This is a genomic window from Vibrio wakamikoensis (assembly GCF_050337275.1).
Lineage (GTDB): Bacteria > Pseudomonadota > Gammaproteobacteria > Enterobacterales > Vibrionaceae > Vibrio > Vibrio chaetopteri.
In genome coordinates, this window is sequence record NZ_JAKJST010000032.1 from 53,678 (window position 1) to 71,699 (window position 18,022).

At 45.8% G+C, this 18,022-nt stretch carries 35 protein-coding genes; 3 read left to right on the forward strand and 32 right to left on the reverse strand.

The features are described 5' to 3' along the window. Positions 1-97 precede the first annotated feature (97 nt). The gene (locus tag L4C42_RS18910; RefSeq protein ID WP_353497266.1) at positions 98-550 is read left to right on the forward strand and encodes a GNAT family N-acetyltransferase; all 453 of its coding nucleotides are present in this window, start codon (positions 98-100) and stop codon (positions 548-550) included. 64 nt (positions 551-614) lie between these two features. Here the strand turns inward: L4C42_RS18910 and L4C42_RS18915 are convergent, their stop codons facing one another. Beyond that, positions 615-1,211 carry a LysM-like peptidoglycan-binding domain-containing protein gene (locus L4C42_RS18915; RefSeq protein ID WP_353498737.1) on the reverse strand — a complete coding sequence of 199 codons (597 nt, stop codon included), beginning with the start codon at positions 1,209-1,211 and terminating at the stop codon, positions 615-617. 211 nt (positions 1,212-1,422) lie between these two features. Here L4C42_RS18915 and bamJ point away from each other — a divergent pair, with 211 nt between their 5' ends. Then, on the forward strand, positions 1,423-2,046 hold the full coding sequence (gene bamJ, locus L4C42_RS18920; RefSeq protein WP_042502775.1) for a BamJ family beta-barrel-assembly machinery protein: 624 nt from the start codon (positions 1,423-1,425) through the stop codon (positions 2,044-2,046). A gap of 95 nt (positions 2,047-2,141) precedes the next feature. After that, positions 2,142-2,609: a DUF2780 domain-containing protein gene (locus tag L4C42_RS18925; protein ID WP_353497267.1), complete on the forward strand. Its 468-nt coding sequence runs from the start codon at positions 2,142-2,144 to the stop codon at positions 2,607-2,609. 101 nt (positions 2,610-2,710) lie between these two features. Here the strand turns inward: L4C42_RS18925 and rplQ are convergent, their stop codons facing one another. The 31 genes from rplQ to L4C42_RS19080 all read right to left on the reverse strand — a co-directional run. Further along, a complete protein-coding gene (rplQ, locus tag L4C42_RS18930; protein ID WP_031493230.1) occupies positions 2,711-3,097 on the reverse strand; it encodes a 50S ribosomal protein L17 in 387 nt (128 codons plus the stop codon). 26 nt (positions 3,098-3,123) lie between these two features. Continuing rightward, on the reverse strand, positions 3,124-4,116 hold the full coding sequence (locus L4C42_RS18935; protein ID WP_042478691.1) for a DNA-directed RNA polymerase subunit alpha: 993 nt from the start codon (positions 4,114-4,116) through the stop codon (positions 3,124-3,126). Between the two features lie 24 nt (positions 4,117-4,140). Continuing rightward, on the reverse strand, positions 4,141-4,761 hold the full coding sequence (rpsD, locus tag L4C42_RS18940) for a 30S ribosomal protein S4 (RefSeq protein WP_042478689.1): 621 nt from the start codon (positions 4,759-4,761) through the stop codon (positions 4,141-4,143). A gap of 27 nt (positions 4,762-4,788) precedes the next feature. Further along, positions 4,789-5,178, reverse strand: a complete 390-nt coding sequence (gene rpsK, locus L4C42_RS18945) for a 30S ribosomal protein S11 (protein WP_001118870.1) — start codon at positions 5,176-5,178, stop codon at positions 4,789-4,791. Positions 5,179-5,196: 18 nt separating this feature from the next. After that, positions 5,197-5,553 (reverse strand): 30S ribosomal protein S13, encoded by a 357-nt coding sequence (gene rpsM / locus L4C42_RS18950; protein ID WP_005450559.1) that lies wholly within the window; start codon positions 5,551-5,553, stop codon positions 5,197-5,199. A 148-nt stretch (positions 5,554-5,701) separates the two neighbouring features. Next, positions 5,702-5,818 (reverse strand): 50S ribosomal protein L36, encoded by a 117-nt coding sequence (rpmJ, locus tag L4C42_RS18955; protein WP_042478686.1) that lies wholly within the window; start codon positions 5,816-5,818, stop codon positions 5,702-5,704. 39 nt (positions 5,819-5,857) lie between these two features. After that, positions 5,858-7,192 (reverse strand): preprotein translocase subunit SecY, encoded by a 1,335-nt coding sequence (gene secY, locus L4C42_RS18960; RefSeq protein ID WP_338163374.1) that lies wholly within the window; start codon positions 7,190-7,192, stop codon positions 5,858-5,860. 20 nt (positions 7,193-7,212) lie between these two features. Further along, complete coding sequence (rplO, locus tag L4C42_RS18965) at positions 7,213-7,647, reverse strand: 50S ribosomal protein L15 (RefSeq protein ID WP_112460405.1); 435 nt, start codon at positions 7,645-7,647, stop codon at positions 7,213-7,215. A 5-nt stretch (positions 7,648-7,652) separates the two neighbouring features. Beyond that, positions 7,653-7,829, reverse strand: coding sequence for a 50S ribosomal protein L30 (rpmD, locus tag L4C42_RS18970; RefSeq protein ID WP_053438826.1), 177 nt, complete (start codon positions 7,827-7,829; stop codon positions 7,653-7,655). A 7-nt stretch (positions 7,830-7,836) separates the two neighbouring features. Continuing rightward, positions 7,837-8,337: a 30S ribosomal protein S5 gene (rpsE, locus tag L4C42_RS18975; RefSeq protein WP_042478682.1), complete on the reverse strand. Its 501-nt coding sequence runs from the start codon at positions 8,335-8,337 to the stop codon at positions 7,837-7,839. A gap of 14 nt (positions 8,338-8,351) precedes the next feature. Then, the gene (rplR, locus tag L4C42_RS18980; RefSeq protein WP_038228845.1) at positions 8,352-8,705 is read right to left on the reverse strand and encodes a 50S ribosomal protein L18; all 354 of its coding nucleotides are present in this window, start codon (positions 8,703-8,705) and stop codon (positions 8,352-8,354) included. A gap of 9 nt (positions 8,706-8,714) precedes the next feature. Next, on the reverse strand, positions 8,715-9,248 hold the full coding sequence (rplF, locus tag L4C42_RS18985) for a 50S ribosomal protein L6 (protein ID WP_042502759.1): 534 nt from the start codon (positions 9,246-9,248) through the stop codon (positions 8,715-8,717). A 12-nt stretch (positions 9,249-9,260) separates the two neighbouring features. After that, entirely contained in the window at positions 9,261-9,653 is a 393-nt protein-coding gene (gene rpsH, locus L4C42_RS18990; RefSeq protein WP_042502757.1) for a 30S ribosomal protein S8, read from the reverse strand. 29 nt (positions 9,654-9,682) lie between these two features. Next, the gene (gene rpsN, locus L4C42_RS18995) at positions 9,683-9,988 is read right to left on the reverse strand and encodes a 30S ribosomal protein S14 (RefSeq protein ID WP_042502755.1); all 306 of its coding nucleotides are present in this window, start codon (positions 9,986-9,988) and stop codon (positions 9,683-9,685) included. A gap of 17 nt (positions 9,989-10,005) precedes the next feature. Beyond that, complete coding sequence (rplE, locus tag L4C42_RS19000) at positions 10,006-10,545, reverse strand: 50S ribosomal protein L5 (RefSeq protein ID WP_006075572.1); 540 nt, start codon at positions 10,543-10,545, stop codon at positions 10,006-10,008. A gap of 24 nt (positions 10,546-10,569) precedes the next feature. After that, positions 10,570-10,887 (reverse strand): 50S ribosomal protein L24, encoded by a 318-nt coding sequence (gene rplX / locus L4C42_RS19005; protein WP_042478676.1) that lies wholly within the window; start codon positions 10,885-10,887, stop codon positions 10,570-10,572. An 11-nt stretch (positions 10,888-10,898) separates the two neighbouring features. Next, on the reverse strand, positions 10,899-11,270 hold the full coding sequence (gene rplN / locus L4C42_RS19010; RefSeq protein ID WP_006075569.1) for a 50S ribosomal protein L14: 372 nt from the start codon (positions 11,268-11,270) through the stop codon (positions 10,899-10,901). A 160-nt stretch (positions 11,271-11,430) separates the two neighbouring features. Further along, positions 11,431-11,685, reverse strand: coding sequence for a 30S ribosomal protein S17 (gene rpsQ / locus L4C42_RS19015; protein WP_042478674.1), 255 nt, complete (start codon positions 11,683-11,685; stop codon positions 11,431-11,433). Further along, entirely contained in the window at positions 11,685-11,876 is a 192-nt protein-coding gene (rpmC, locus tag L4C42_RS19020) for a 50S ribosomal protein L29 (RefSeq protein WP_004736737.1), read from the reverse strand. Before rpmC ends, rpsQ begins: the two co-directional genes overlap by 1 nt. Beyond that, complete coding sequence (gene rplP / locus L4C42_RS19025; RefSeq protein ID WP_006075723.1) at positions 11,876-12,286, reverse strand: 50S ribosomal protein L16; 411 nt, start codon at positions 12,284-12,286, stop codon at positions 11,876-11,878. Before rplP ends, rpmC begins: the two co-directional genes overlap by 1 nt. 11 nt (positions 12,287-12,297) lie before the next feature. After that, the gene (gene rpsC, locus L4C42_RS19030) at positions 12,298-12,996 is read right to left on the reverse strand and encodes a 30S ribosomal protein S3 (protein ID WP_112481252.1); all 699 of its coding nucleotides are present in this window, start codon (positions 12,994-12,996) and stop codon (positions 12,298-12,300) included. Positions 12,997-13,012: 16 nt separating this feature from the next. Beyond that, positions 13,013-13,345, reverse strand: coding sequence for a 50S ribosomal protein L22 (gene rplV / locus L4C42_RS19035; RefSeq protein WP_042478670.1), 333 nt, complete (start codon positions 13,343-13,345; stop codon positions 13,013-13,015). Between the two features lie 10 nt (positions 13,346-13,355). After that, the gene (rpsS, locus tag L4C42_RS19040; RefSeq protein ID WP_031495622.1) at positions 13,356-13,634 is read right to left on the reverse strand and encodes a 30S ribosomal protein S19; all 279 of its coding nucleotides are present in this window, start codon (positions 13,632-13,634) and stop codon (positions 13,356-13,358) included. A gap of 19 nt (positions 13,635-13,653) precedes the next feature. After that, positions 13,654-14,478 (reverse strand): 50S ribosomal protein L2, encoded by an 825-nt coding sequence (gene rplB, locus L4C42_RS19045; RefSeq protein ID WP_042478666.1) that lies wholly within the window; start codon positions 14,476-14,478, stop codon positions 13,654-13,656. A 15-nt stretch (positions 14,479-14,493) separates the two neighbouring features. Then, positions 14,494-14,796, reverse strand: a complete 303-nt coding sequence (gene rplW, locus L4C42_RS19050) for a 50S ribosomal protein L23 (RefSeq protein WP_353497268.1) — start codon at positions 14,794-14,796, stop codon at positions 14,494-14,496. Then, positions 14,793-15,395, reverse strand: a complete 603-nt coding sequence (gene rplD, locus L4C42_RS19055; protein ID WP_042478663.1) for a 50S ribosomal protein L4 — start codon at positions 15,393-15,395, stop codon at positions 14,793-14,795. The genes rplW and rplD overlap by 4 nt, the downstream gene beginning before the upstream one ends. A gap of 16 nt (positions 15,396-15,411) precedes the next feature. After that, on the reverse strand, positions 15,412-16,041 hold the full coding sequence (rplC, locus tag L4C42_RS19060) for a 50S ribosomal protein L3 (protein ID WP_112460406.1): 630 nt from the start codon (positions 16,039-16,041) through the stop codon (positions 15,412-15,414). Between the two features lie 14 nt (positions 16,042-16,055). Beyond that, entirely contained in the window at positions 16,056-16,367 is a 312-nt protein-coding gene (rpsJ, locus tag L4C42_RS19065) for a 30S ribosomal protein S10 (protein ID WP_031495630.1), read from the reverse strand. 372 nt (positions 16,368-16,739) lie between these two features. Next, positions 16,740-17,216, reverse strand: a complete 477-nt coding sequence (bfr, locus tag L4C42_RS19070) for a bacterioferritin (RefSeq protein WP_112460407.1) — start codon at positions 17,214-17,216, stop codon at positions 16,740-16,742. 82 nt (positions 17,217-17,298) lie between these two features. After that, positions 17,299-17,487 carry a (2Fe-2S)-binding protein gene (locus L4C42_RS19075; RefSeq protein ID WP_042502742.1) on the reverse strand — a complete coding sequence of 63 codons (189 nt, stop codon included), beginning with the start codon at positions 17,485-17,487 and terminating at the stop codon, positions 17,299-17,301. Between the two features lie 185 nt (positions 17,488-17,672). Then, the coding region (locus tag L4C42_RS19080; RefSeq protein ID WP_429761616.1) for an EF-Tu C-terminal domain-related protein at positions 17,673-18,022 on the reverse strand (350 nt) is incomplete at its 5' end.

Below are 18,022 nucleotides of genomic sequence, written 5' to 3' on the forward strand. Positions count from 1 at the left end.
TTAGTGAATCTAGCCACGTGTAATGCGTGGCTTTTTTATTGGCCTCGGTTTAGTCTAAGAATGATTAGCCGTTGATAGCAATAAAGAGAAGTACATCATGATTATCTGGAAGACAAAAACGTTCACTGAACTCAACACGACTGAGCTATATGAGTTGATCAAACTGCGCGTCGACGTCTTTGTGGTTGAACAAACCTGCCCTTATCCAGAACTGGATAACAAAGACCAAGTTGAAGGCGTACACCATCTACTAGGCTACCAAGGGAGTGAACTCGTCGCCTGTGCGCGACTGCTACCGAAAGGGACCACCTACGATCAAGTGAGTATTGGCCGTGTCGCGACAAAGCAGACGCATAGAGGGGGCGGTTTGGGTCATGACTTAATGCTGCAAGCAAAACTCGAGTGTGAGCGTCTGTGGCCCAATGAGAGCATCCAAATCGGTGCGCAATCTCACTTACAAGGCTACTACTCAAAACATGGCTTTAGTGCCTGCTCAGATGAATACCTAGAAGACGATATCCCTCATATTGACATGAGGCTTCTCAAATAACGGTCACTTAAACAACAAAGACTTGGACTAAAAAAGGGGCTTGCGCGCCCCTTCTTGTCTCTATTTATTTACTGCGACCAAATCCGCCATCAGACAAACGGAAGAACATGATAGACTGGTCTCCACGCTCAATCTGTAAGATATCTAAACTACCTTCTTCATTGAACTTGAATCGAATTAGCTGACCTTGCTTTATTCGGCTTAGTGGTTTGTCACTGCCTTCAATGCGTGCCAGCGCATTCAAGTCTGCCATCGGCAATTGGTTAGTGCGGAATACGCGCGCGAGCGTGTCACCCTTTTTCACCGTGTACTCACGCCAATCCGTTTCAACTGGCTCTTCCACGTTAACCTGCGACGACTGCTCACTCAATGGCGCGGTATTGACGCTGACCGCGACTCGTTGATTGGTAGGTGTTACTTGAGGCGCCTCGGCCTTTTGACCAGGCAGAAGCATCAATACAATAACAACAGGAATGAGAACGCTCAAAACCCTTCTGTGTAGACGCGGCAAACGATGCCATAGCGCCTTAGCCTTATCACGTATCGCAGACAATCGAGACAAGTCGATTTGCTTTAGACGCGATAAATCGAGCGCTTGCCATTTATCTTTCAGCACTTGAACGTGGTCAACTTTCTGCTTTTTACGGTGACGACGATTCATTCCCATTGGTCTCCTACTAAACAACCGTCTCAGTTTAAGAAAACCTGCGTTCAGAGTATAGAAAAATCGCAGGTCTGCTAATTTATAACCGCCTAATGTCACAAGTTTAACAACCAAAACGAATTAATTAGTAAAAGTTGGTTAGAGCGTTTCGGTTTAAAGTCAGAACTGGTATGCTTTCGTCTTCATTCGAATAGCAAGAGAGACCGTCATGTCTGACGTGAAATTAGAAACTGTAGAACAGAAAGCAAGCTATGGTATTGGTCTACAAATGGGCCAACAACTAGCAGGTAGCGGCCTAGAAGGTCTAAACGTAGATGCAATCGCTAAAGGTATTGCAACTGCACTAACTGGTGACATGCCAGAGATCGAAATTGACGAGATCAACAACGCACTGCAAGAGCTACACACTCGCGCAGAAGCACTACGTCAAGAAGCAGCAAAAGCAGCTGCAGCTGACGGCGAAGCATTCCTAAAAGATAACGCTCTTCGTTCAGAAGTAACGGTTCTTGAGTCTGGTCTTCAATACGAAGTCATCACTGAAGGTACTGGCGAAATCCCATCTGCAGACAAAACTGTACGTGTTCACTACCACGGTGAGCTAACAGACGGTACTGTATTCGACAGCTCTGTATCTCGCGGTCAACCAGCTGAGTTCCCAGTAACTGGCGTAATCAAAGGCTGGGTTGAAGCTCTTCAACTGATGCCTGTAGGTTCTAAGTGGAAACTGTACATTCCTCAAGACCTAGCATACGGTGAGCGCGGCGCAGGTGCAGCGATTCCTCCGTTTGCAGCACTAGTATTCGAAGTTGAGCTACTAGACATCATCGCTTAATCTCAGCTCTGATACTCAATTTTTAAAAGCAGTGACTCGTCACTGCTTTTTTATTGTCTAACCTTAATGGGATAGACAATAAAATGGACGATATCATGAGAACTCTTCTAACCCTTTCTACGGCACTACTAATTTCAGCACCAACTCACGCTGCACTTAATCTCTCTGGCGTATCCGCTGACGATGCAAACAGTTTACTTTCTAGTGCAAACTCGATGATGAACGCAAAAGACTCGCCAGTCGTGAATGACTTAGTCAACAATCTTTCTGTTTCCCCTGAACAAGCGACAACTGGCGTAGGCGCGCTTCTCTCTCTTGCGCAGAGTTCACTAGGTTCAGATCAGCAAGGTGAACTAAGCTCAATGATTCCTGGAATGGACGCGTTAACTAGCTCCGGTCTTCTATCTTCAATACAAGATATGGACAGTGTAAAAAGTGCTTTCTCATCAGTGGGTCTAGACCCTGCAATGATTTCAAAGTTCGCGCCTGTGGTATTGGAGTATCTGGGCTCACAAGGGGCAAGTTCAGGGTTGATGGATTCGCTGACATCACTTTGGCAGTGATAGGGAATGGGTACTTCTATTTACGATCGATGACCAAGATCGCAGATAGCAAAAAGCCGAGCATAAATGCTCGGCTTTTTTAGTTCTACGAACTTTACTGATTACTCAGCAGCAGCTTCTTCAGATGCTTCTGGGCGATCAACTAGCTCAATGTAAGCCATTGGAGCTTTATCGCCAGCACGGAAGCCAGCTTTTAGGATACGAGTGTAACCGCCCTGACGAGCAGCAAAACGTGGACCTAGTTCGTTGAATAGTTTCGCAACTACTTCGTTATCACGAGTACGTGCAAATGCTAGACGACGGTTAGCAACACTGTCAGTCTTAGCTAGTGTAATCAAAGGCTCAACTACGCGACGTAGCTCTTTTGCTTTAGGCAATGTAGTCTTGATTACTTCATGACGTACAAGAGAGCTAGCCATATTGCTGAACATCGCTTTGCGATGGCTGCTGTTGCGGTTGAGTTGACGACCACTCTTACGATGGCGCATGACCTAATCCTTCTAACTAGTATCGATTAATCTTCAGCGATAGACGCTGGTGGCCAGTTTTCTAGGCGCATACCCAGTGACAGACCACGTGATGCAAGTACGTCTTTAATCTCAGTAAGAGATTTTTTACCAAGGTTTGGCGTTTTAAGTAGCTCAACCTCAGTACGCTGTACAAGATCACCGATGTAGTGAATCGCTTCTGCTTTTAGACAGTTAGCAGAGCGAACTGTTAGTTCAAGATCGTCTACAGGACGCAGTAGAATAGGATCGAACTCCGGCTTCTCTTCCTTCTCCTCAGGAACACGTACATCACGAAGATCTACGAATGCATCCAATTGCTCAGCTAGGATAGTAGCTGCGCGACGGATTGCTTCCTCAGGTTCTAGAGTACCGTTCGTTTCCATATCGATAACGAGCTTGTCTAGGTCAGTACGTTGCTCAACACGTGCCGCTTCTACAGCGTAGGCAATTTTGTCTACTGGGCTGTAAGTCGCGTCAACTAGCAAACGACCGATTGGACGCTCATCTTCTTCAGTATGGATACGAGCTGAAGCTGGAACATAACCACGACCACGTTCTACTTTGATTCGCATAGAAATCTCAGCATTGTCATCCGTTAGGTGACAAATAACGTGTTCTGGGTTAGCGATCTCTACATCACCATCATGGGTGATGTCACCTGCAACAACAGGGCCTGAGCCTGACTTGTTAAGCGTAATAAACACTTCGTCTTTGCCCTCAGCAACGCGAACAGCTAGACCTTTCAGGTTAAGAAGAATCTCAAGGATATCTTCTTGTACACCTTCTTTAGTGCTGTACTCGTGCAGAACGCCTTCGATTTCAACTTCAGTCACTGCACAACCTGGCATTGACGAAAGCAAAATACGGCGAAGCGCATTACCTAGAGTGTGACCAAAGCCACGCTCTAATGGCTCAAGAGTTACTTTTGCGTGTGTCGTGCTAACTTGTTCGATGTCAACAAGACGTGGCTTAAGAAATTCTGTTACAGAACCCTGCATTGTGTCCTCTCTTTAGTTTAAACCTTACTTAGAGTAAAGCTCGACGATCAAGTGTTCGTTAATGTCAGCAGATAGATCTGAACGCTCAGGCATACGCTTGAATGTACCTTCCATCTTGCCAGCATCTACTTCAATCCAAGTTGGTTTTTCGCGTTGTTCAGCAACTTCTAGAGCCGCTTTAATACGAGCTTGCTGTTTAGCTTTCTCGCGGATAGAAACAACGTCGTTAGCCGTAATTTTGAATGAAGGAACGTTTACAACATTACCGTTAACTAGGATAGCTTTGTGGCTAACTAGCTGACGTGCTTCTGCGCGAGTTGCGCCAAAGCCCATGCGGTAAACTACGTTATCTAGACGACCTTCAAGAAGCTGAAGTAGGTTTTCACCAGTGTTGCCTTTAAGGCGAGCTGCTTCTTTGTAGTAGTTACGGAATTGTTTTTCTAGAACGCCGTAGATACGACGAACTTTTTGCTTCTCACGAAGCTGAACGCCATATTCAGATAGACGACCGCGACGAGCGCCGTGTACACCTGGTGCGTTATCGATTTTACACTTGGTATCGATCGCGCGTACGCCTGACTTAAGGAATAAGTCTGTACCTTCGCGACGGCTAAGCTTCAGCTTAGGACCCAAATATCTTGCCATGATTCTTCTCCAATTATCCTAGAAACGTTATACGCGACGTTTCTTAGGTGGACGACAACCGTTATGAGGGATTGGTGTCGCGTCAACGATGTTCGTGATGCGGAAACCAGCAGCGTTCAGTGCACGAACCGTAGATTCGCGACCTGGACCTGGACCCTTAACCATAACTTCCAAGTTCTTTAGACCGTATTCTTTAGCCATTTCAGCACAACGCTCAGCAGCAACCTGTGCAGCGAACGGAGTAGACTTACGAGAACCACGGAAACCTGAACCACCTGCAGTTGCCCATGCAAGAGCGTTACCTTGACGGTCAGTAATGGTTACGATTGTGTTATTGAAAGAAGCATGGATGTGCGCAACGCCATCTGCAACTTGCTTGCGTACGCGCTTACGAGCGCGAGTTGGTTGTTTAGCCATTGTACTCTACCTTCCCGATTATTTCTTGATCGGCTTACGCGGACCCTTACGGGTGCGAGCGTTGGTTTTAGTACGCTGTCCACGTAGTGGTAGACTGCGACGATGACGAAGACCACGGTAACAGCCAAGGTCCATAAGACGCTTGATGTTCATTGATACTTCACGACGTAGATCACCTTCTACAGTGTATTTAGCTACACCATCACGCAGTTGATCGATCTGCTCTTCAGTTAGTTCACTGATCTTAACATCTTCAGCAATACCCACTTCAGCTAGAATAGCTTGAGAGCGAGTTTTACCGATGCCGTAGATCGCAGTTAGTGCGATTACAGCGTGTTTTTGATCAGGAATGTTAATGCCTGCTATACGGGCCATTATTCACTCCTAGTGTTTCTTAAAAAGAATAGCCGCAGCAAAGCCCGTTATGGATACGCTGCGGAGTGCTACTTCTTTTGCACGCAAAAGGTAGGCCGAGGAATATACTCGACCATACCTTATATTTCAAGTAAAAATTTCTGCTTAATTAGCCTTGGCGCTGTTTGTGCTTTGGCTCACTGCTACAGATAACACGCACAACACCGTTGCGCTTGATAACTTTACAGTTACGGCAGATTTTTTTAACGGAAGCACGAACTTTCATTGCTAAACTCCGTAGATGAAATCTGAGACAATCGCCGAATTAACGGCCAACGCCTTTCAGATTTGCTTTCTTCAACACAGAATCATACTGTTGTGACATCAGATGAGTCTGTACCTGTGCCATAAAGTCCATAATAACTACCACTACGATAAGTAGTGAAGTACCGCCGAAGTAGAAACGTACGTTCCACGCGACCATCATGAACTCGGGAATCAGACAGATAAAGGTAATATATAGAGCACCTGCAAGGGTAAGTCTAGTCATTACTTTATCAATGTATTTCGCTGTCTGCTCACCTGGGCGGATGCCGGGTACGAATGCACCTGACTTCTTCAAGTTATCTGCTGTTTCACGCGGATTGAAAACAAGAGCCGTGTAGAAGAAACAGAAGAAAATAATCGCTGCTGCATAAAGCATTACATACAGCGGTTGACCTGGGCTAAGAGCCAATGACACGTCAGTTAACCAACCGAACGCGCTGCTCTCACCATTCTGACCAAACCACTGAGCCAGTGTTCCTGGGAACAGGATAATGCTTGAAGCAAAGATTGCTGGAATAACACCTGCCATGTTGATTTTCAACGGTAGGTGTGTGCTTTGTGCAGCGAAAACCTTACGGCCTTGTTGACGTTTAGCGTAGTTAACGACGATACGACGTTGACCACGTTCCATAAACACAACAAAGTAAATCACTGCGAAAGCGAGTACAGCAATCAACAACAGAAGAAGTACGTGCAGTTCACCTTGACGCGCTTGCTCGATTGTTTGACCGATTGCAGAAGGCAATCCAGCAACAATACCTGCAAAAATTAGAATGGAAATACCATTACCAATTCCACGCTCTGTAATTTGTTCACCTAACCACATTAGGAACATGGTACCAGTTACTAAACTTACGGTTGCAATTAGCGTAAACATGGTTTGGTTGATAACAACCAGATTATTGACCATGTTTGGAAGGCCAGTTGCGATACCTATTGCCTGGAATGTTGCAAGTACAAGCGTACCATAACGCGTATATTGGCTAATCTTACGACGCCCTGCCTCACCCTCTTTCTTGAGTTCGGCTAACGCTGGATGAACTACCGTTAGCAACTGGACAACAATCGACGCCGAAATATACGGCATGATGCCCAGTGCTAAAATAGATGCACGCTCTAATGCACCACCGGAGAACATGTTAAACATTTCTACGATGGTACCTTTTTGCTGTTCGAACAAATCGGCAAGTACAGCTGCGTCAATACCAGGGATCGGCACAAAAGAGCCGGCACGGAACACTAAAAGTGCGCCTATCACGAATAAAAGTCTAGACTTAAGTTCGTTTAAGCCATTCTTTGCACTACTAAAATCTTGTCCTGGTTTCTTAGCCATCTGTACCTCATCCCTCGAGATTATTCCTCGATTTTACCGCCTGCAGCTTCGATTGCAGCTTTAGCGCCTTTAGTCACGCGTAGACCTTTAACAGTCACAGCTTTGTCGATTTCACCTGAAAGAACAACTTTAACAAATTCGATGTTCTTAGTGATAACGTTAGCTGCTTTAAGGCTGTTTAGATCTACAACGTCACCAGTTACTTTCGCTAGCTCAGCTAGACGAACTTCAGCAGACACTAGGCTCTTACGAGAAGTGAAACCGAATTTTGGTAGACGCTGTTTCAAAGGCATTTGACCGCCTTCAAAACCTGGACGAACACTGCCGCCAGAACGTGATTTTTGACCTTTGTGACCACGGCCACCAGTTTTACCTAGGCCAGAACCGATACCACGGCCTACGCGCTTCTTAGAAGGCTTAGAACCCGCAGCCGGTGATAGAGTATTCAAACGCATTCTGATTACTCCTCAACTTTAACCATGTAGTAAACCTTGTTGATCATACCGCGAATGCACGGTGTATCTTCAAGTTCTACTGTGTGGTTGATTTTACGAAGGCCAAGACCTTTAAGACACGCTTTGTGCTTAGGTAGGCGACCAATTGAGCTCTTAGTTTGAGTTACTTTGATAGTTGCCATGGTGTTCTTACTCCGAAATAGATTCAACAGTTAGACCACGTTTAGCAGCAACCATTTCTGGTGACTTCATGCTACCTAGAGCATCGATCGTAGCACGAACGATGTTGATAGGGTTCGTAGAACCGTATGCTTTAGATAGTACGTTGTGTACACCTGCAACTTCTAGTACTGCACGCATCGCACCACCTGCGATAACACCCGTACCTTCTGCTGCTGGCTGCATGTAAACTTTAGAGCCAGAGTGGCGACCTTTCACCGGGTGGTGAAGAGTGCCTTCGTTAAGCGCGATCGTAGTCATGTTACGACGTGCTTTTTCCATTGCTTTTTGAATCGCAGCAGGTACTTCACGAGCTTTGCCGTAACCGAAACCTACGCGACCGTTACCGTCACCAACTACTGTTAGTGCAGTGAAGCTCATGATTCGACCACCTTTAACCGTCTTAGAAACACGGTTAACGGCGATTAGCTTTTCTTGCAAATCACTAGCTTGTTGTTGTTCTTTAGCCATCTTCCAACCCTACCTTAGAATTTCAGACCAGCTTCGCGAGCAGATTCTGCTAGCGCCGCTACTCGACCGTGGTATTGGAAACCAGAACGATCGAATGCAACAGCAGATACGCCTTTTTCAAGAGCGCGCTCAGCAACAGCTTTACCAACTGCTTTAGCTGCATCGATGTTACCAGTACTCTTAACTTCTTCACGAATCGCTTTTTCAACAGTTGAAGCGGCTGCGATAACTTCAGAGCCGTTCGCTGCGATTACTTGAGCGTAAACGTGACGAGGAGTACGGTGTACTACTAGGCGAGTTGCACCCAGTTCTGCAATCTTACGACGTGCACGTGTAGCACGACGGATGCGAGATGCTTTCTTATCCATAGTGTTACCTTACTTCTTCTTAGCTTCTTTAGTACGCACATTTTCATCTGCGTAACGAACACCTTTACCTTTATAAGGCTCAGGCTCACGGTAAGAACGAATGTCAGCTGCAACTTGACCAACTAGTTGCTTATCACAACCAGTAATGATGATCTCAGTTTGGCTAGGACACTCAGCTTTAATACCCGCTGGCAACTCGTGCTCAACTGGGTGAGAGAAGCCAAGTGTTAGGCCTACAGCGTTGCCTTTGATAGCAGCACGGTAACCAACACCTTTAAGAGTTAGCTTCTTAGTAAAGCCTTCAGTAACACCAACAACCATGTTGTTAACTAGTGCACGAGCAGTACCTGCTTGTGCCCATGCGTTAGCAACACCGTCGCGAGGACCGAATGTAAGGTTGCTCTCTTCTTGAGCGATAACTACTGCGTTGTTTAGAACGCGAGTAAGTTCACCTTTAGCGCCTTTAACAGTAACTTCTTGGCCGTTTAGTTTCACCTCTACGCCAGCTGGAATAGCGACAGGTGCTTTAGCAACACGAGACATAATCTACTCCTATTAAGCTACGTAACAGATGATTTCACCGCCAAGACCTGCTTTACGTGCAGCGCGGTCTGACATCAGACCCTTGGAAGTGGAAACAACAGCAATACCCAAACCGCCCATCACAGTTGGTAGCGAGTCTTTATTTTTGTAGACACGCAGACCAGGACGTGAAACACGTTTGATTTGCTCAATTACTGGTTTTGCTTGGAAGTACTTAAGTGTAACTTCTAGCACTGGTTTTGCTTCGCCTTCAACAGCGAAGTCAACGATGTAACCTTCAGCTTTCAGTAGTGCAGCGATTGCAACTTTAAGCTTTGAAGAAGGCATTTTTACAGCAACTTTGTTTGCTGCCTGACCGTTACGAACGCGGGTCAGCATATCCGAAATCGGATCTTGCATGCTCATAAGATTTACTCCAAATGATTAAGTGGCAATTACCAGCTAGCCTTACGAAGTCCAGGAATCTCGCCTTTCATGCAAGCTTCGCGAACTTTGATACGGCTTAGACCGAACTTACGTAGGTAACCGTGTGGACGACCAGTTTGGTTGCAACGGTTGCGCTGACGTGAAGCACTTGAATCACGTGGAAGAGCTTGCAGTTTAAGTACTGCGTTCCAACGATCTTCTTCAGATGCGTTTACATCGCTGATGATAGCTTTTAGAGCTGAGCGCTTTTCAGCAAACTTAGCTACTAGCTTCGCGCGTTTAGTTTCGCGCGCTTTCATTGATTGTTTAGCCATAACAGTAACCCTTCACCTTACTTACGGAATGGGAAGTTAAAGGCAGCCAGCAGAGCTCGGCCTTCCTCATCGTTTGCAGCAGACGTCGTAATAGTGATGTCTAGGCCACGAACACGGTCTACTTTATCGTAGTCGATTTCCGGGAAGATGATTTGCTCGCGAACGCCCATGCTGTAGTTACCGCGTCCGTCAAAAGACTTAGCGCTAACGCCACGGAAGTCACGTACACGTGGAAGTGCGATAGAGATTAAACGCTCTAAAAATTCCCACATACGTTCGCCACGCAAGGTTACTTTACAACCAATTGGGTAGCCTTCACGAATTTTGAAACCTGCAACAGATTTACGCGCTTTAGTGATAAGAGGCTTTTGACCAGAGATCGTTGCCATATCAGCTGCTGCGTTTTCTAGCAGTTTCTTATCGTTGATTGCTTCACCAACGCCCATGTTTAGGGTGATTTTCTCAATCCTAGGGACTTGCATGACGCTTGAGTAGTTGAATTGTTTGGTCAATTCAGCAACTACAGACGACTTGTAGTAATCATGCAGTTTCGCCATAGTAGAACTCCAAATTACTTTCTATTAGTTAGAAACAGTTTCGCCGTTAGACTTGAAGAAACGAACTTTCTTGCCATCTTCGATACGGAAACCGATGCGGTCAGCTTTACCAGTAGCCGCGTTAAAGATTGCAACGTTAGAAGCGTCAATTGCTGCTTCTTGCTCAACGATGCCACCTTGTTGACCTAGAGCCGGTTGAGGCTTTTGGTGCTTCTTAACAAGGTTGATACCTTCAACGATAACTTTACCAGTTGCTAGAACCTTAGTTACTTTACCTTTCTTGCCTTTATCTTTACCAGCAAGAACGATTACTTCGTCATTACGACGGATTTTAGCTGCCATTATGTAGCTCCTTACAGTACTTCAGGTGCTAGTGAAACAATTTTCATGAATTTCGCATTACGAAGTTCACGAGTCACTGGACCAAAGATACGTGTGCCGACTGGTTGCTCAGTAGTGTCGTTCAACAATACACAAGCATTACGGTCGAAGCGAATGACAGAACCGTCTGGACGACGTACGCCTTTACGGGTGCGAACTACTACCGCCTTCAGAACATCACCTTTTTTTACTTTACCGCGAGGAATTGCTTCTTTCACAGTAACTTTGATGATGTCGCCGATGTGTGCGTAACGACGGTGTGAGCCACCCAGAACCTTAATACACATTACCTTGCGCGCGCCAGAGTTATCTGCTGCGTCAAGTGTACTTTGCATTTGGATCATTGTTAGTGCTCCGCTAAATATTAAAAACTAGACCCTCTCGGGTCGGGCTGCCTCTTTAAAGGGACGCGAATTGTACCACCCTTTTTTGTGATTGGGTAGACAAAAAATAAGCGGCCCCAAAAATAATTTGGAGCCGCTTGATTTCGCTAGAGAAAAACGATTAAATTTTCGCTTTTTCTACGATGCTTACCAAAGTCCAAGACTTAGTCTTAGACAGTGGACGGCACTCACGAACTTCAACAGTGTCGCCAATGCCACACTCGTTGTTTTCGTCATGTGCGTGTAGTTTAGTCGTACGCTTTACGAATTTACCGTAAATTGGGTGTTTAACCATGCGTTCGATTGCAACAACAATAGACTTATCGCCTTTGTTGCTAATTACACGACCTAGTTGAGTACGGATTTGTTCGCTCATTATGCGCCTGCCTTCTCAGTCAAAACAGTTTTCACACGTGCGATATCACGGCGTACAGCTTTTAGAGTATGAGTTTGCTGAAGCTGACCAGTTGCAGCTTGCATGCGCAAGTTGAACTGTTCACGTAGCAAATTCAAAAGCTCAGCGTTAAGCTCTTCAACGTTTTTTTCGCGTAGATCTTGTGCTTTCATCACATCACCTGCTTAGTTACAAATGTAGTTTTGAACGGCAGTTTGCGAGCCGCTAGGCGGAACGCTTCACGTGCCAACTCTTCAGGTACACCGTCCATTTCGTACATAACCTTACCAGGTTGGATTTGGGCTACCCAGTACTCAACGTTACCTTTACCCTTACCTTGACGAACTTCTAGTGGTTTTTCTGTGATAGGCTTGTCTGGGAATACACGAATCCAGATTTTACCTTGACGCTTAACGTGACGCGTCATTGCACGACGTGCCGCTTCGATCTGACGAGCAGTAAGACGACCACGACCAACAGCCTTAAGACCGAATGTGCCGAAGCTTACGTCTGTACCTTTAGCTAGACCACGGTTGCGACCAGTCTGAACCTTACGGAACTTAGTACGTTTAGGTTGTAGCATCTGTCGACTCCTTACTTACGGCCTTTGCGCTGCTTCTTAGGCTTGTCGCCTTTTGGCTCTACAGCGTTAGCTGCTGGCATACCGCCTAGAATCTCACCTTTGAAGATCCAAACTTTAATGCCGATCACACCGTATTGGGTGTGAGCCGAAGAAGTTGCGTAATCAATGTCAGCACGTAGAGTGTGTAGAGGCACACGGCCTTCACGGTACCACTCAGAACGTGCGATTTCAGCGCCGCCTAGACGACCACTTACTTCCACTTTGATACCTTTAGCGCCAAGACGCATAGCATTTTGTACCGCACGCTTCATAGCACGACGGAACATAACACGACGCTCAAGTTGAGACGCGATGCTATCAGCCACAAGTTGGCCGTCTAGCTCAGGCTTACGTACTTCAGCGATGTTAATTTGCGCTGGTACACCTGCGATTTTAGCTACAGCTGCGCGTAGCTTCTCAACGTCTTCACCTTTCTTACCGATAACAACGCCAGGACGAGCAGTGTGAATAGTCACACGGATGCTCTTAGCTGGACGCTCGATAACGATACGTGAAAGAGACGCTTTTGCTAGTTCCTTAGTAAGGAACTGACGTACCTTGAAGTCGCCGTCTAGGTTGTCAGCGAAATCTTTGGTGTTAGCAAACCATGTAGCATTCCAAGGCTTAACGATGCCAAGACGAATACCATTAGGATGTACTTTCTGACCCATTGCTTATCTCCTAGTCTTAAGCGTCTGCAACAACAACAGTGATGTGGCAAGAACGCTTCAAGATACGGTCGGCACGGCCTTTAGCACGAGGCATAATACGCTTCATGATAGGACCTTCATCTACGAAGATTTTTGCGACTGAAAGATCGTCGATATCTGCACCTTCGTTGTGTTCCGCATTCGCGATTGCTGATTCAAGAACTTTCTTAACTAGTTCAGCAGCTTTTTTGTTGCTGAAAGTTAGTAGTTCAAGAGCTTGATCCACGCTTTTACCGCGGATTTGGTCTGCAACTAAGCGAGCTTTCTGAGGAGAAATACGAGCAAAGTTATGTTTAGCGATAGCTTCCATCATCTACTCCTTATTTCTTCTTAGCTTTCTTATCCGCAGCGTGGCCGCGGTAAGTGCGAGTTGGTGCAAATTCACCCAGTTTGTGACCGATCATTTCTTCGGTAACGAAAACTGGTACGTGCTGACGACCATTATGGACAGCGATGGTCAAACCAATCATTGATGGGATGATCATTGAACGACGGGACCAAGTCTTAACAGGCTTTTTGTCTCCGCTTTCCACCGCTTTCTCTACCTTCTTCAGCAAGTGTAGGTCAATAAAAGGACCTTTCTTGAGAGAACGTGGCATGGCGATTCCTCTTTATAGATTACTTATTACGACGACGTACGATGTACTTGTCAGTGCGCTTGTTCTTACGAGTCTTAAAGCCTTTAGTTGGCTGACCCCAAGGAGATACTGGGTGACGACCACCAGAAGTACGGCCTTCACCACCACCGTGTGGGTGGTCTACCGGGTTCATTACCACACCGCGAACGGTTGGACGAACACCGCGCCAGCGGCTAGCACCAGCTTTACCTAGTTCACGTAGCATGTGCTCAGCATTACCAACTTCACCGATTGTTGCACGGCCTTCTGATAGTACTTTGCGCATTTCGCCAGAACGTAGGCGTAGAGTTACATATGCACCATCGCGAGCGATGATTTGTGCGTATGCACCTGCAGAACGAGCAATTTGTGCACCTTTACCAGGCTTAAGTTCAACACAGTGTACTGTAGAACCTACTGGGATGTTGCGCATCGGCAGAGTGTTACCTGCTTTGATAGGCGCATCAACACCAGACTGGATAGAGTCACCCGCTTGGATGCCTTTTGGTGCAATGATGTAGCGACGCTCACCGTCTGCGTATAGAACTAGAGCGATGTTTGCACTACGGTTTGGATCGTATTCTAGGCGCTCAACTTTCGCTGGGATGCCATCTTTAGTACGCTTGAAATCAACCAAACGATAGTGATGCTTGTGACCACCACCGATGTGACGTACTGTGATACGACCGTTGTTGTTACGACCACCGTTCTTAGAGTTTTTCTCTAGAAGTGGAGCGTAAGGCTTACCTTTGTGAAGGTCAGCGTTAACAACTTTAACTACGTGACGACGACCAGGGGAAGTCGGCTTACATTTAACAATAGCCATTGTTTAACTCTCCTGTTATTCCGCACCGCCAACGAAGTCAAGATCTTGACCTTCCGCCAGAGTCACATACGCTTTCTTAACGTCGCTGCGGCGACCTTGGCGTAGACCTTGGCGTTTAGTCTTACCCTTAAGAACAAGAGTATTTACAGACTTAACTTCAACTTCAAATAGCTTTTCTACAGCTGCTTGGATCTCTTTCTTAGTTGCATCTTTAGCTACTTTGAAAACGATAGTGTTCGCTTTCTCAGCTGCCATAGTTGCTTTTTCAGAGATGTGCGGAGCACGTAGAACTTTTAGGATACGCTCTTCAGTGATCATGCTAGCATCTCCTCAACTTGTTTAACTGCAGCTGCAGTAATAACAACTTTGTCGAACGCGATTAGAGATACTGGATCGATACCAGCAACGTCACGTGCGTCAACTTTGTATAGGTTACGAGCAGCTAGGAATAGATTCTCATCTACTTCGCTAGTCACGATTAGCGCATCTGTAAGCTCAAGCTCTTTAAGCTTAGCTACAAGCTCTTTCGTTTTTGGAGCTTCTACAGAGAAGTTATCAACAACGATTAGACGCTCTTGACGAACTAGCTCAGAAAGAATGCTCTTCATAGCACCGCGGTACATTTTTTTGTTAACTTTTTGGCTGTGATCTTGTGGTTTCGCAGCAAAAGTAACACCACCTGTACGCCAGATTGGGCTACGAATTGTACCAGCACGTGCACGGCCAGTACCTTTTTGGCGCCATGGCTTAGCGCCACCGCCAGATACTTCAGAACGAGTCTTTTGAGCGCGAGTACCTTGACGAGCACCTGCTGCATAAGCAACAACTACTTGGTGTACAAGAGCTTCGTTGAAGTCACGTCCGAAAGTAGTCTCGGAAACAGTTAGTGCATCAGCACCTTTAACCATCAATTCCATTACTTACTCCTAGACGTTAAGCTTTAATAGCTGGTTTTACGATCACGTTGCCGCCTGTTGAGCCTGGTACTGCACCTTTAATAAGAAGCAGATTGCGCTCAGCGTCAACACGTACGATCTCTAGGTTTTGAGTCGTTACACGCTCAGCACCCATGTGACCTGCCATTTTTTTGCCTTTAAATACGCGACCTGGAGTTTGGCACTGACCAATTGAACCCGGAGCACGGTGAGACAAAGAGTTACCGTGAGTAGCATCTTGAGTAGAGAAGTTCCAACGCTTAACAGCGCCTTGGAAGCCTTTACCTTTAGAAGTACCAGTAACGTCTACTTTTTTAACGTCGTTGAATAGTTCTACGTTTAGCTCAGCGCCAACTGCGAACTCTTCGCCGTTTTCCAAACGGAATTCCCAAAGACCGCGACCTGCTTCAACACCTGCTTTCGCAAAGTGGCCAGCTTCTGGCTTAGAAACACGGCTAGCTTTCTTAGCACCTGCAGTTACCTGGATTGCTGCATAACCGTCTGCTTCAAGTGTACGTACTTGAGTTACACGGTTCGCTTCAACCTCAACAACTGTTACAGGGATAGAAACGCCTTCTTCGGTAAAAATGCGGGTCATACCCACTTTACGTCCGACTAGACCAATCATTCTTCTAATCTCCCTTAACCTAGGCTGATTTGAACATCAACGCCAGCAGCAAGATCAAGACGCATTAGAGCGTCAACAGTTTTGTCTGTTGGCTCAACGATGTCGATCAAACGCTTGTGAGTACGGATTTCGTACTGGTCACGTGCATCTTTGTTGACGTGTGGAGAGATAAGAACAGTGAAACGCTCTTTACGAGTAGGTAGTGGAATTGGACCACGAACCTGTGCGCCGGTACGCTTAGCTGTTTCAACGATTTCCGCAGTCGACTGGTCGATTAGTTTATAATCGAAAGCCTTTAGGCGGATACGAATACGTTGGTTCTGCATGAGACAGAGCTCCAATAATTAAAAATTACACAAACAATATCGCCACTCATACTCGCGAAGGCGAGAGAATGCCGATTGATTTATGTGAAACCGTAGCACTCTAATTGAGCGCATTGTCAGCTAATTTTCGATTCACTCAACTGCTAGGCAGAGAGTCAATTGTATTAACTGCGAACATAAGCTGAGTCTACGTTACTAAGCACTTGCCGGAGGCAAATTACTTACTCCTCTTTGCTCATTGGTTCACAACTGAACTAAGTCAGTGGGCGGTATTATACAGATCACAAAACGGGATGCAATAGGTGGGGGAAAAATAAACGAATTTACTTTTAGGGTCTAGTCATGGACAACTAGACCCTGGTGTATGATGCGCTACTCTTCGTCAACAAACTGAGCTTGAAGATAGTTTTCAATACCCACTTTCTCTATCAGTCCTAGCTGGGTTTCGAGCCAATCCACATGCTCTTCTTCGTCTTCTAATATGTCTTGGAACAGATCACGAGAGACAAAATCGCGACTATCTTCTGCGTAAGCGATCGCATCTTTTAGGTCAGGTATTGCCATCATTTCGAGTTTAAGGTCGCACTCCAACATTTCCTTAGTATCCTCACCGACCATGAGCTTACCTAAATCTTGTAAATTGGGTATGCCTTCTAAGAATAAAATCCGCTCAATCAGATGATCGGCGTGTTTCATTTCATCGATAGATTCGTGGTATTCCTTATCGGCCAGGTGCTTTAAGCCCCAGTCTTTGTACATTCTTGCGTGTAGGAAATATTGATTGATGGCAACAAGTTCGTTACCGAGAATTTTGTTGAGATGTTGAATGATGATTGGATCGCCTTTCATGACAAAGCCCTCCTCTTTGGTTCAGTATTAACTGTAGAACCAATTAGAGAGGTGTCAAAGCAACCTGGCGAAGGTTTTGGGGTTAGCTTACTTTTGCAAACTGCATAGCCTGTGTTTCGCTGAGGATTTCTTTAGCTTGTTTAACGCATTTACCACACTGTGAGCCGAGAGAAGTGCACTTTCTGATGGTACGCATATCAGTGATACCTTCTTCGATAGCAAGCTTACGCAATTTTTTATCAGAGATGCCGTGGCATAAACAAACAAACATAAATCAACCTTTCACAATTCACGCTGAAGAATATAAACGAGAATTGTTAGCATTACCAGTGCTACTTACCTCCAAATCGACCTAATTGAGGTAAGTCCCTGAAGCGACATTAAATTTATTTTTCATATAAAAAAAGAGGAGCCTAAGCTCCTCTTTTCGCGTTTATTGCGATTATCAACTAAATATTAGTCGAAGATCTTAGCAACAACACCAGCACCTACAGTACGGCCACCTTCACGGATAGCGAAACGTAGACCTTCATCCATTGCGATTGGAGCAATTAGCTCAACTTTCATTTGGATGTTGTCGCCTGGCATTACCATTTCTACGCCTTCAGGTAGAGAGATGTCACCAGTTACGTCAGTTGTACGGAAGTAGAACTGTGGACGGTAGCCTTTGAAGAACGGAGTATGACGGCCGCCTTCGTCTTTAGAAAGTACGTATACTTCAGACTCGAACTTAGTGTGTGGGTTGATTGAGCCAGGAGCTGCAAGAACTTGACCACGTTCAACGTCATCACGCTTAGTACCACGTA

What these genes read in the sequence shown, in the direction of transcription:
- rpsM (WP_005450559.1), bottom strand. Translation starts at nt 5,553, where the DNA reads ATGGCCCGTATAGCAGGCATTAACATTCCTGATCAAAAACACGCTGTA.
- L4C42_RS18935 (WP_042478691.1), bottom strand. Translation starts at nt 4,116, where the DNA reads ATGCAGGGTTCTGTAACAGAATTTCTTAAGCCACGTCTTGTTGACATC.
- rplQ (WP_031493230.1), bottom strand. Translation starts at nt 3,097, where the DNA reads ATGCGCCATCGTAAGAGTGGTCGTCAACTCAACCGCAACAGCAGCCAT.
- rpsS (WP_031495622.1), bottom strand. Translation starts at nt 13,634, where the DNA reads ATGCCACGTTCTCTCAAGAAAGGTCCTTTTATTGACCTACACTTGCTG.
- rpsQ (WP_042478674.1), bottom strand. Translation starts at nt 11,685, where the DNA reads ATGAGCGAACAAATCCGTACTCAACTAGGTCGTGTAATTAGCAACAAA.
- rplN (WP_006075569.1), bottom strand. Translation starts at nt 11,270, where the DNA reads ATGATCCAAATGCAAAGTACACTTGACGCAGCAGATAACTCTGGCGCG.
- bamJ (WP_042502775.1), top strand. Translation starts at nt 1,423, where the DNA reads ATGTCTGACGTGAAATTAGAAACTGTAGAACAGAAAGCAAGCTATGGT.
- rpsC (WP_112481252.1), bottom strand. Translation starts at nt 12,996, where the DNA reads ATGGGTCAGAAAGTACATCCTAATGGTATTCGTCTTGGCATCGTTAAG.
- rpsN (WP_042502755.1), bottom strand. Translation starts at nt 9,988, where the DNA reads ATGGCTAAACAATCAATGAAAGCGCGCGAAACTAAACGCGCGAAGCTA.
- rpmJ (WP_042478686.1), bottom strand. Translation starts at nt 5,818, where the DNA reads ATGAAAGTTCGTGCTTCCGTTAAAAAAATCTGCCGTAACTGTAAAGTT.
- L4C42_RS18925 (WP_353497267.1), top strand. Translation starts at nt 2,142, where the DNA reads ATGAGAACTCTTCTAACCCTTTCTACGGCACTACTAATTTCAGCACCA.
- rpsE (WP_042478682.1), bottom strand. Translation starts at nt 8,337, where the DNA reads ATGGCTAAAGAACAACAACAAGCTAGTGATTTGCAAGAAAAGCTAATC.
- rpmC (WP_004736737.1), bottom strand. Translation starts at nt 11,876, where the DNA reads ATGAAAGCACAAGATCTACGCGAAAAAAACGTTGAAGAGCTTAACGCT.
- rplC (WP_112460406.1), bottom strand. Translation starts at nt 16,041, where the DNA reads ATGATTGGTCTAGTCGGACGTAAAGTGGGTATGACCCGCATTTTTACC.
- L4C42_RS18915 (WP_353498737.1), bottom strand. Translation starts at nt 1,211, where the DNA reads ATGAATCGTCGTCACCGTAAAAAGCAGAAAGTTGACCACGTTCAAGTG.
- bfr (WP_112460407.1), bottom strand. Translation starts at nt 17,216, where the DNA reads ATGAAAGGCGATCCAATCATCATTCAACATCTCAACAAAATTCTCGGT.
- rplO (WP_112460405.1), bottom strand. Translation starts at nt 7,647, where the DNA reads ATGCGTTTGAATACTCTATCACCGGCTGCGGGTTCTAAGCCTTCTAAG.
- rpsK (WP_001118870.1), bottom strand. Translation starts at nt 5,178, where the DNA reads ATGGCTAAACAACCAACTCGCGCTCGTAAGCGCGTACGCAAGCAAGTT.
- rplX (WP_042478676.1), bottom strand. Translation starts at nt 10,887, where the DNA reads ATGGCAGCTAAAATCCGTCGTAATGACGAAGTAATCGTTCTTGCTGGT.
- rpsJ (WP_031495630.1), bottom strand. Translation starts at nt 16,367, where the DNA reads ATGCAGAACCAACGTATTCGTATCCGCCTAAAGGCTTTCGATTATAAA.
- secY (WP_338163374.1), bottom strand. Translation starts at nt 7,192, where the DNA reads ATGGCTAAGAAACCAGGACAAGATTTTAGTAGTGCAAAGAATGGCTTA.
- rpsD (WP_042478689.1), bottom strand. Translation starts at nt 4,761, where the DNA reads ATGGCAAGATATTTGGGTCCTAAGCTGAAGCTTAGCCGTCGCGAAGGT.
- rplD (WP_042478663.1), bottom strand. Translation starts at nt 15,395, where the DNA reads ATGGAATTGATGGTTAAAGGTGCTGATGCACTAACTGTTTCCGAGACT.
- rplF (WP_042502759.1), bottom strand. Translation starts at nt 9,248, where the DNA reads ATGTCTCGTGTTGCTAAAGCACCTGTCGCTATTCCAGCTGGCGTAGAG.
- rplV (WP_042478670.1), bottom strand. Translation starts at nt 13,345, where the DNA reads ATGGAAGCTATCGCTAAACATAACTTTGCTCGTATTTCTCCTCAGAAA.
- rplW (WP_353497268.1), bottom strand. Translation starts at nt 14,796, where the DNA reads ATGATCACTGAAGAGCGTATCCTAAAAGTTCTACGTGCTCCGCACATC.
- rpsH (WP_042502757.1), bottom strand. Translation starts at nt 9,653, where the DNA reads ATGAGCATGCAAGATCCGATTTCGGATATGCTGACCCGCGTTCGTAAC.
- rpmD (WP_053438826.1), bottom strand. Translation starts at nt 7,829, where the DNA reads ATGGCAACTATCAAAGTAACTCAAACTAAGAGCTCAATTGGTCGCCTA.
- rplB (WP_042478666.1), bottom strand. Translation starts at nt 14,478, where the DNA reads ATGGCTATTGTTAAATGTAAGCCGACTTCCCCTGGTCGTCGTCACGTA.
- L4C42_RS19075 (WP_042502742.1), bottom strand. Translation starts at nt 17,487, where the DNA reads ATGTTTGTTTGTTTATGCCACGGCATCTCTGATAAAAAATTGCGTAAG.
- rplP (WP_006075723.1), bottom strand. Translation starts at nt 12,286, where the DNA reads ATGCTACAACCTAAACGTACTAAGTTCCGTAAGGTTCAGACTGGTCGC.
- rplE (WP_006075572.1), bottom strand. Translation starts at nt 10,545, where the DNA reads ATGGCGAAACTGCATGATTACTACAAGTCGTCTGTAGTTGCTGAATTG.
- rplR (WP_038228845.1), bottom strand. Translation starts at nt 8,705, where the DNA reads ATGGATAAGAAAGCATCTCGCATCCGTCGTGCTACACGTGCACGTCGT.
- L4C42_RS18910 (WP_353497266.1), top strand. Translation starts at nt 98, where the DNA reads ATGATTATCTGGAAGACAAAAACGTTCACTGAACTCAACACGACTGAG.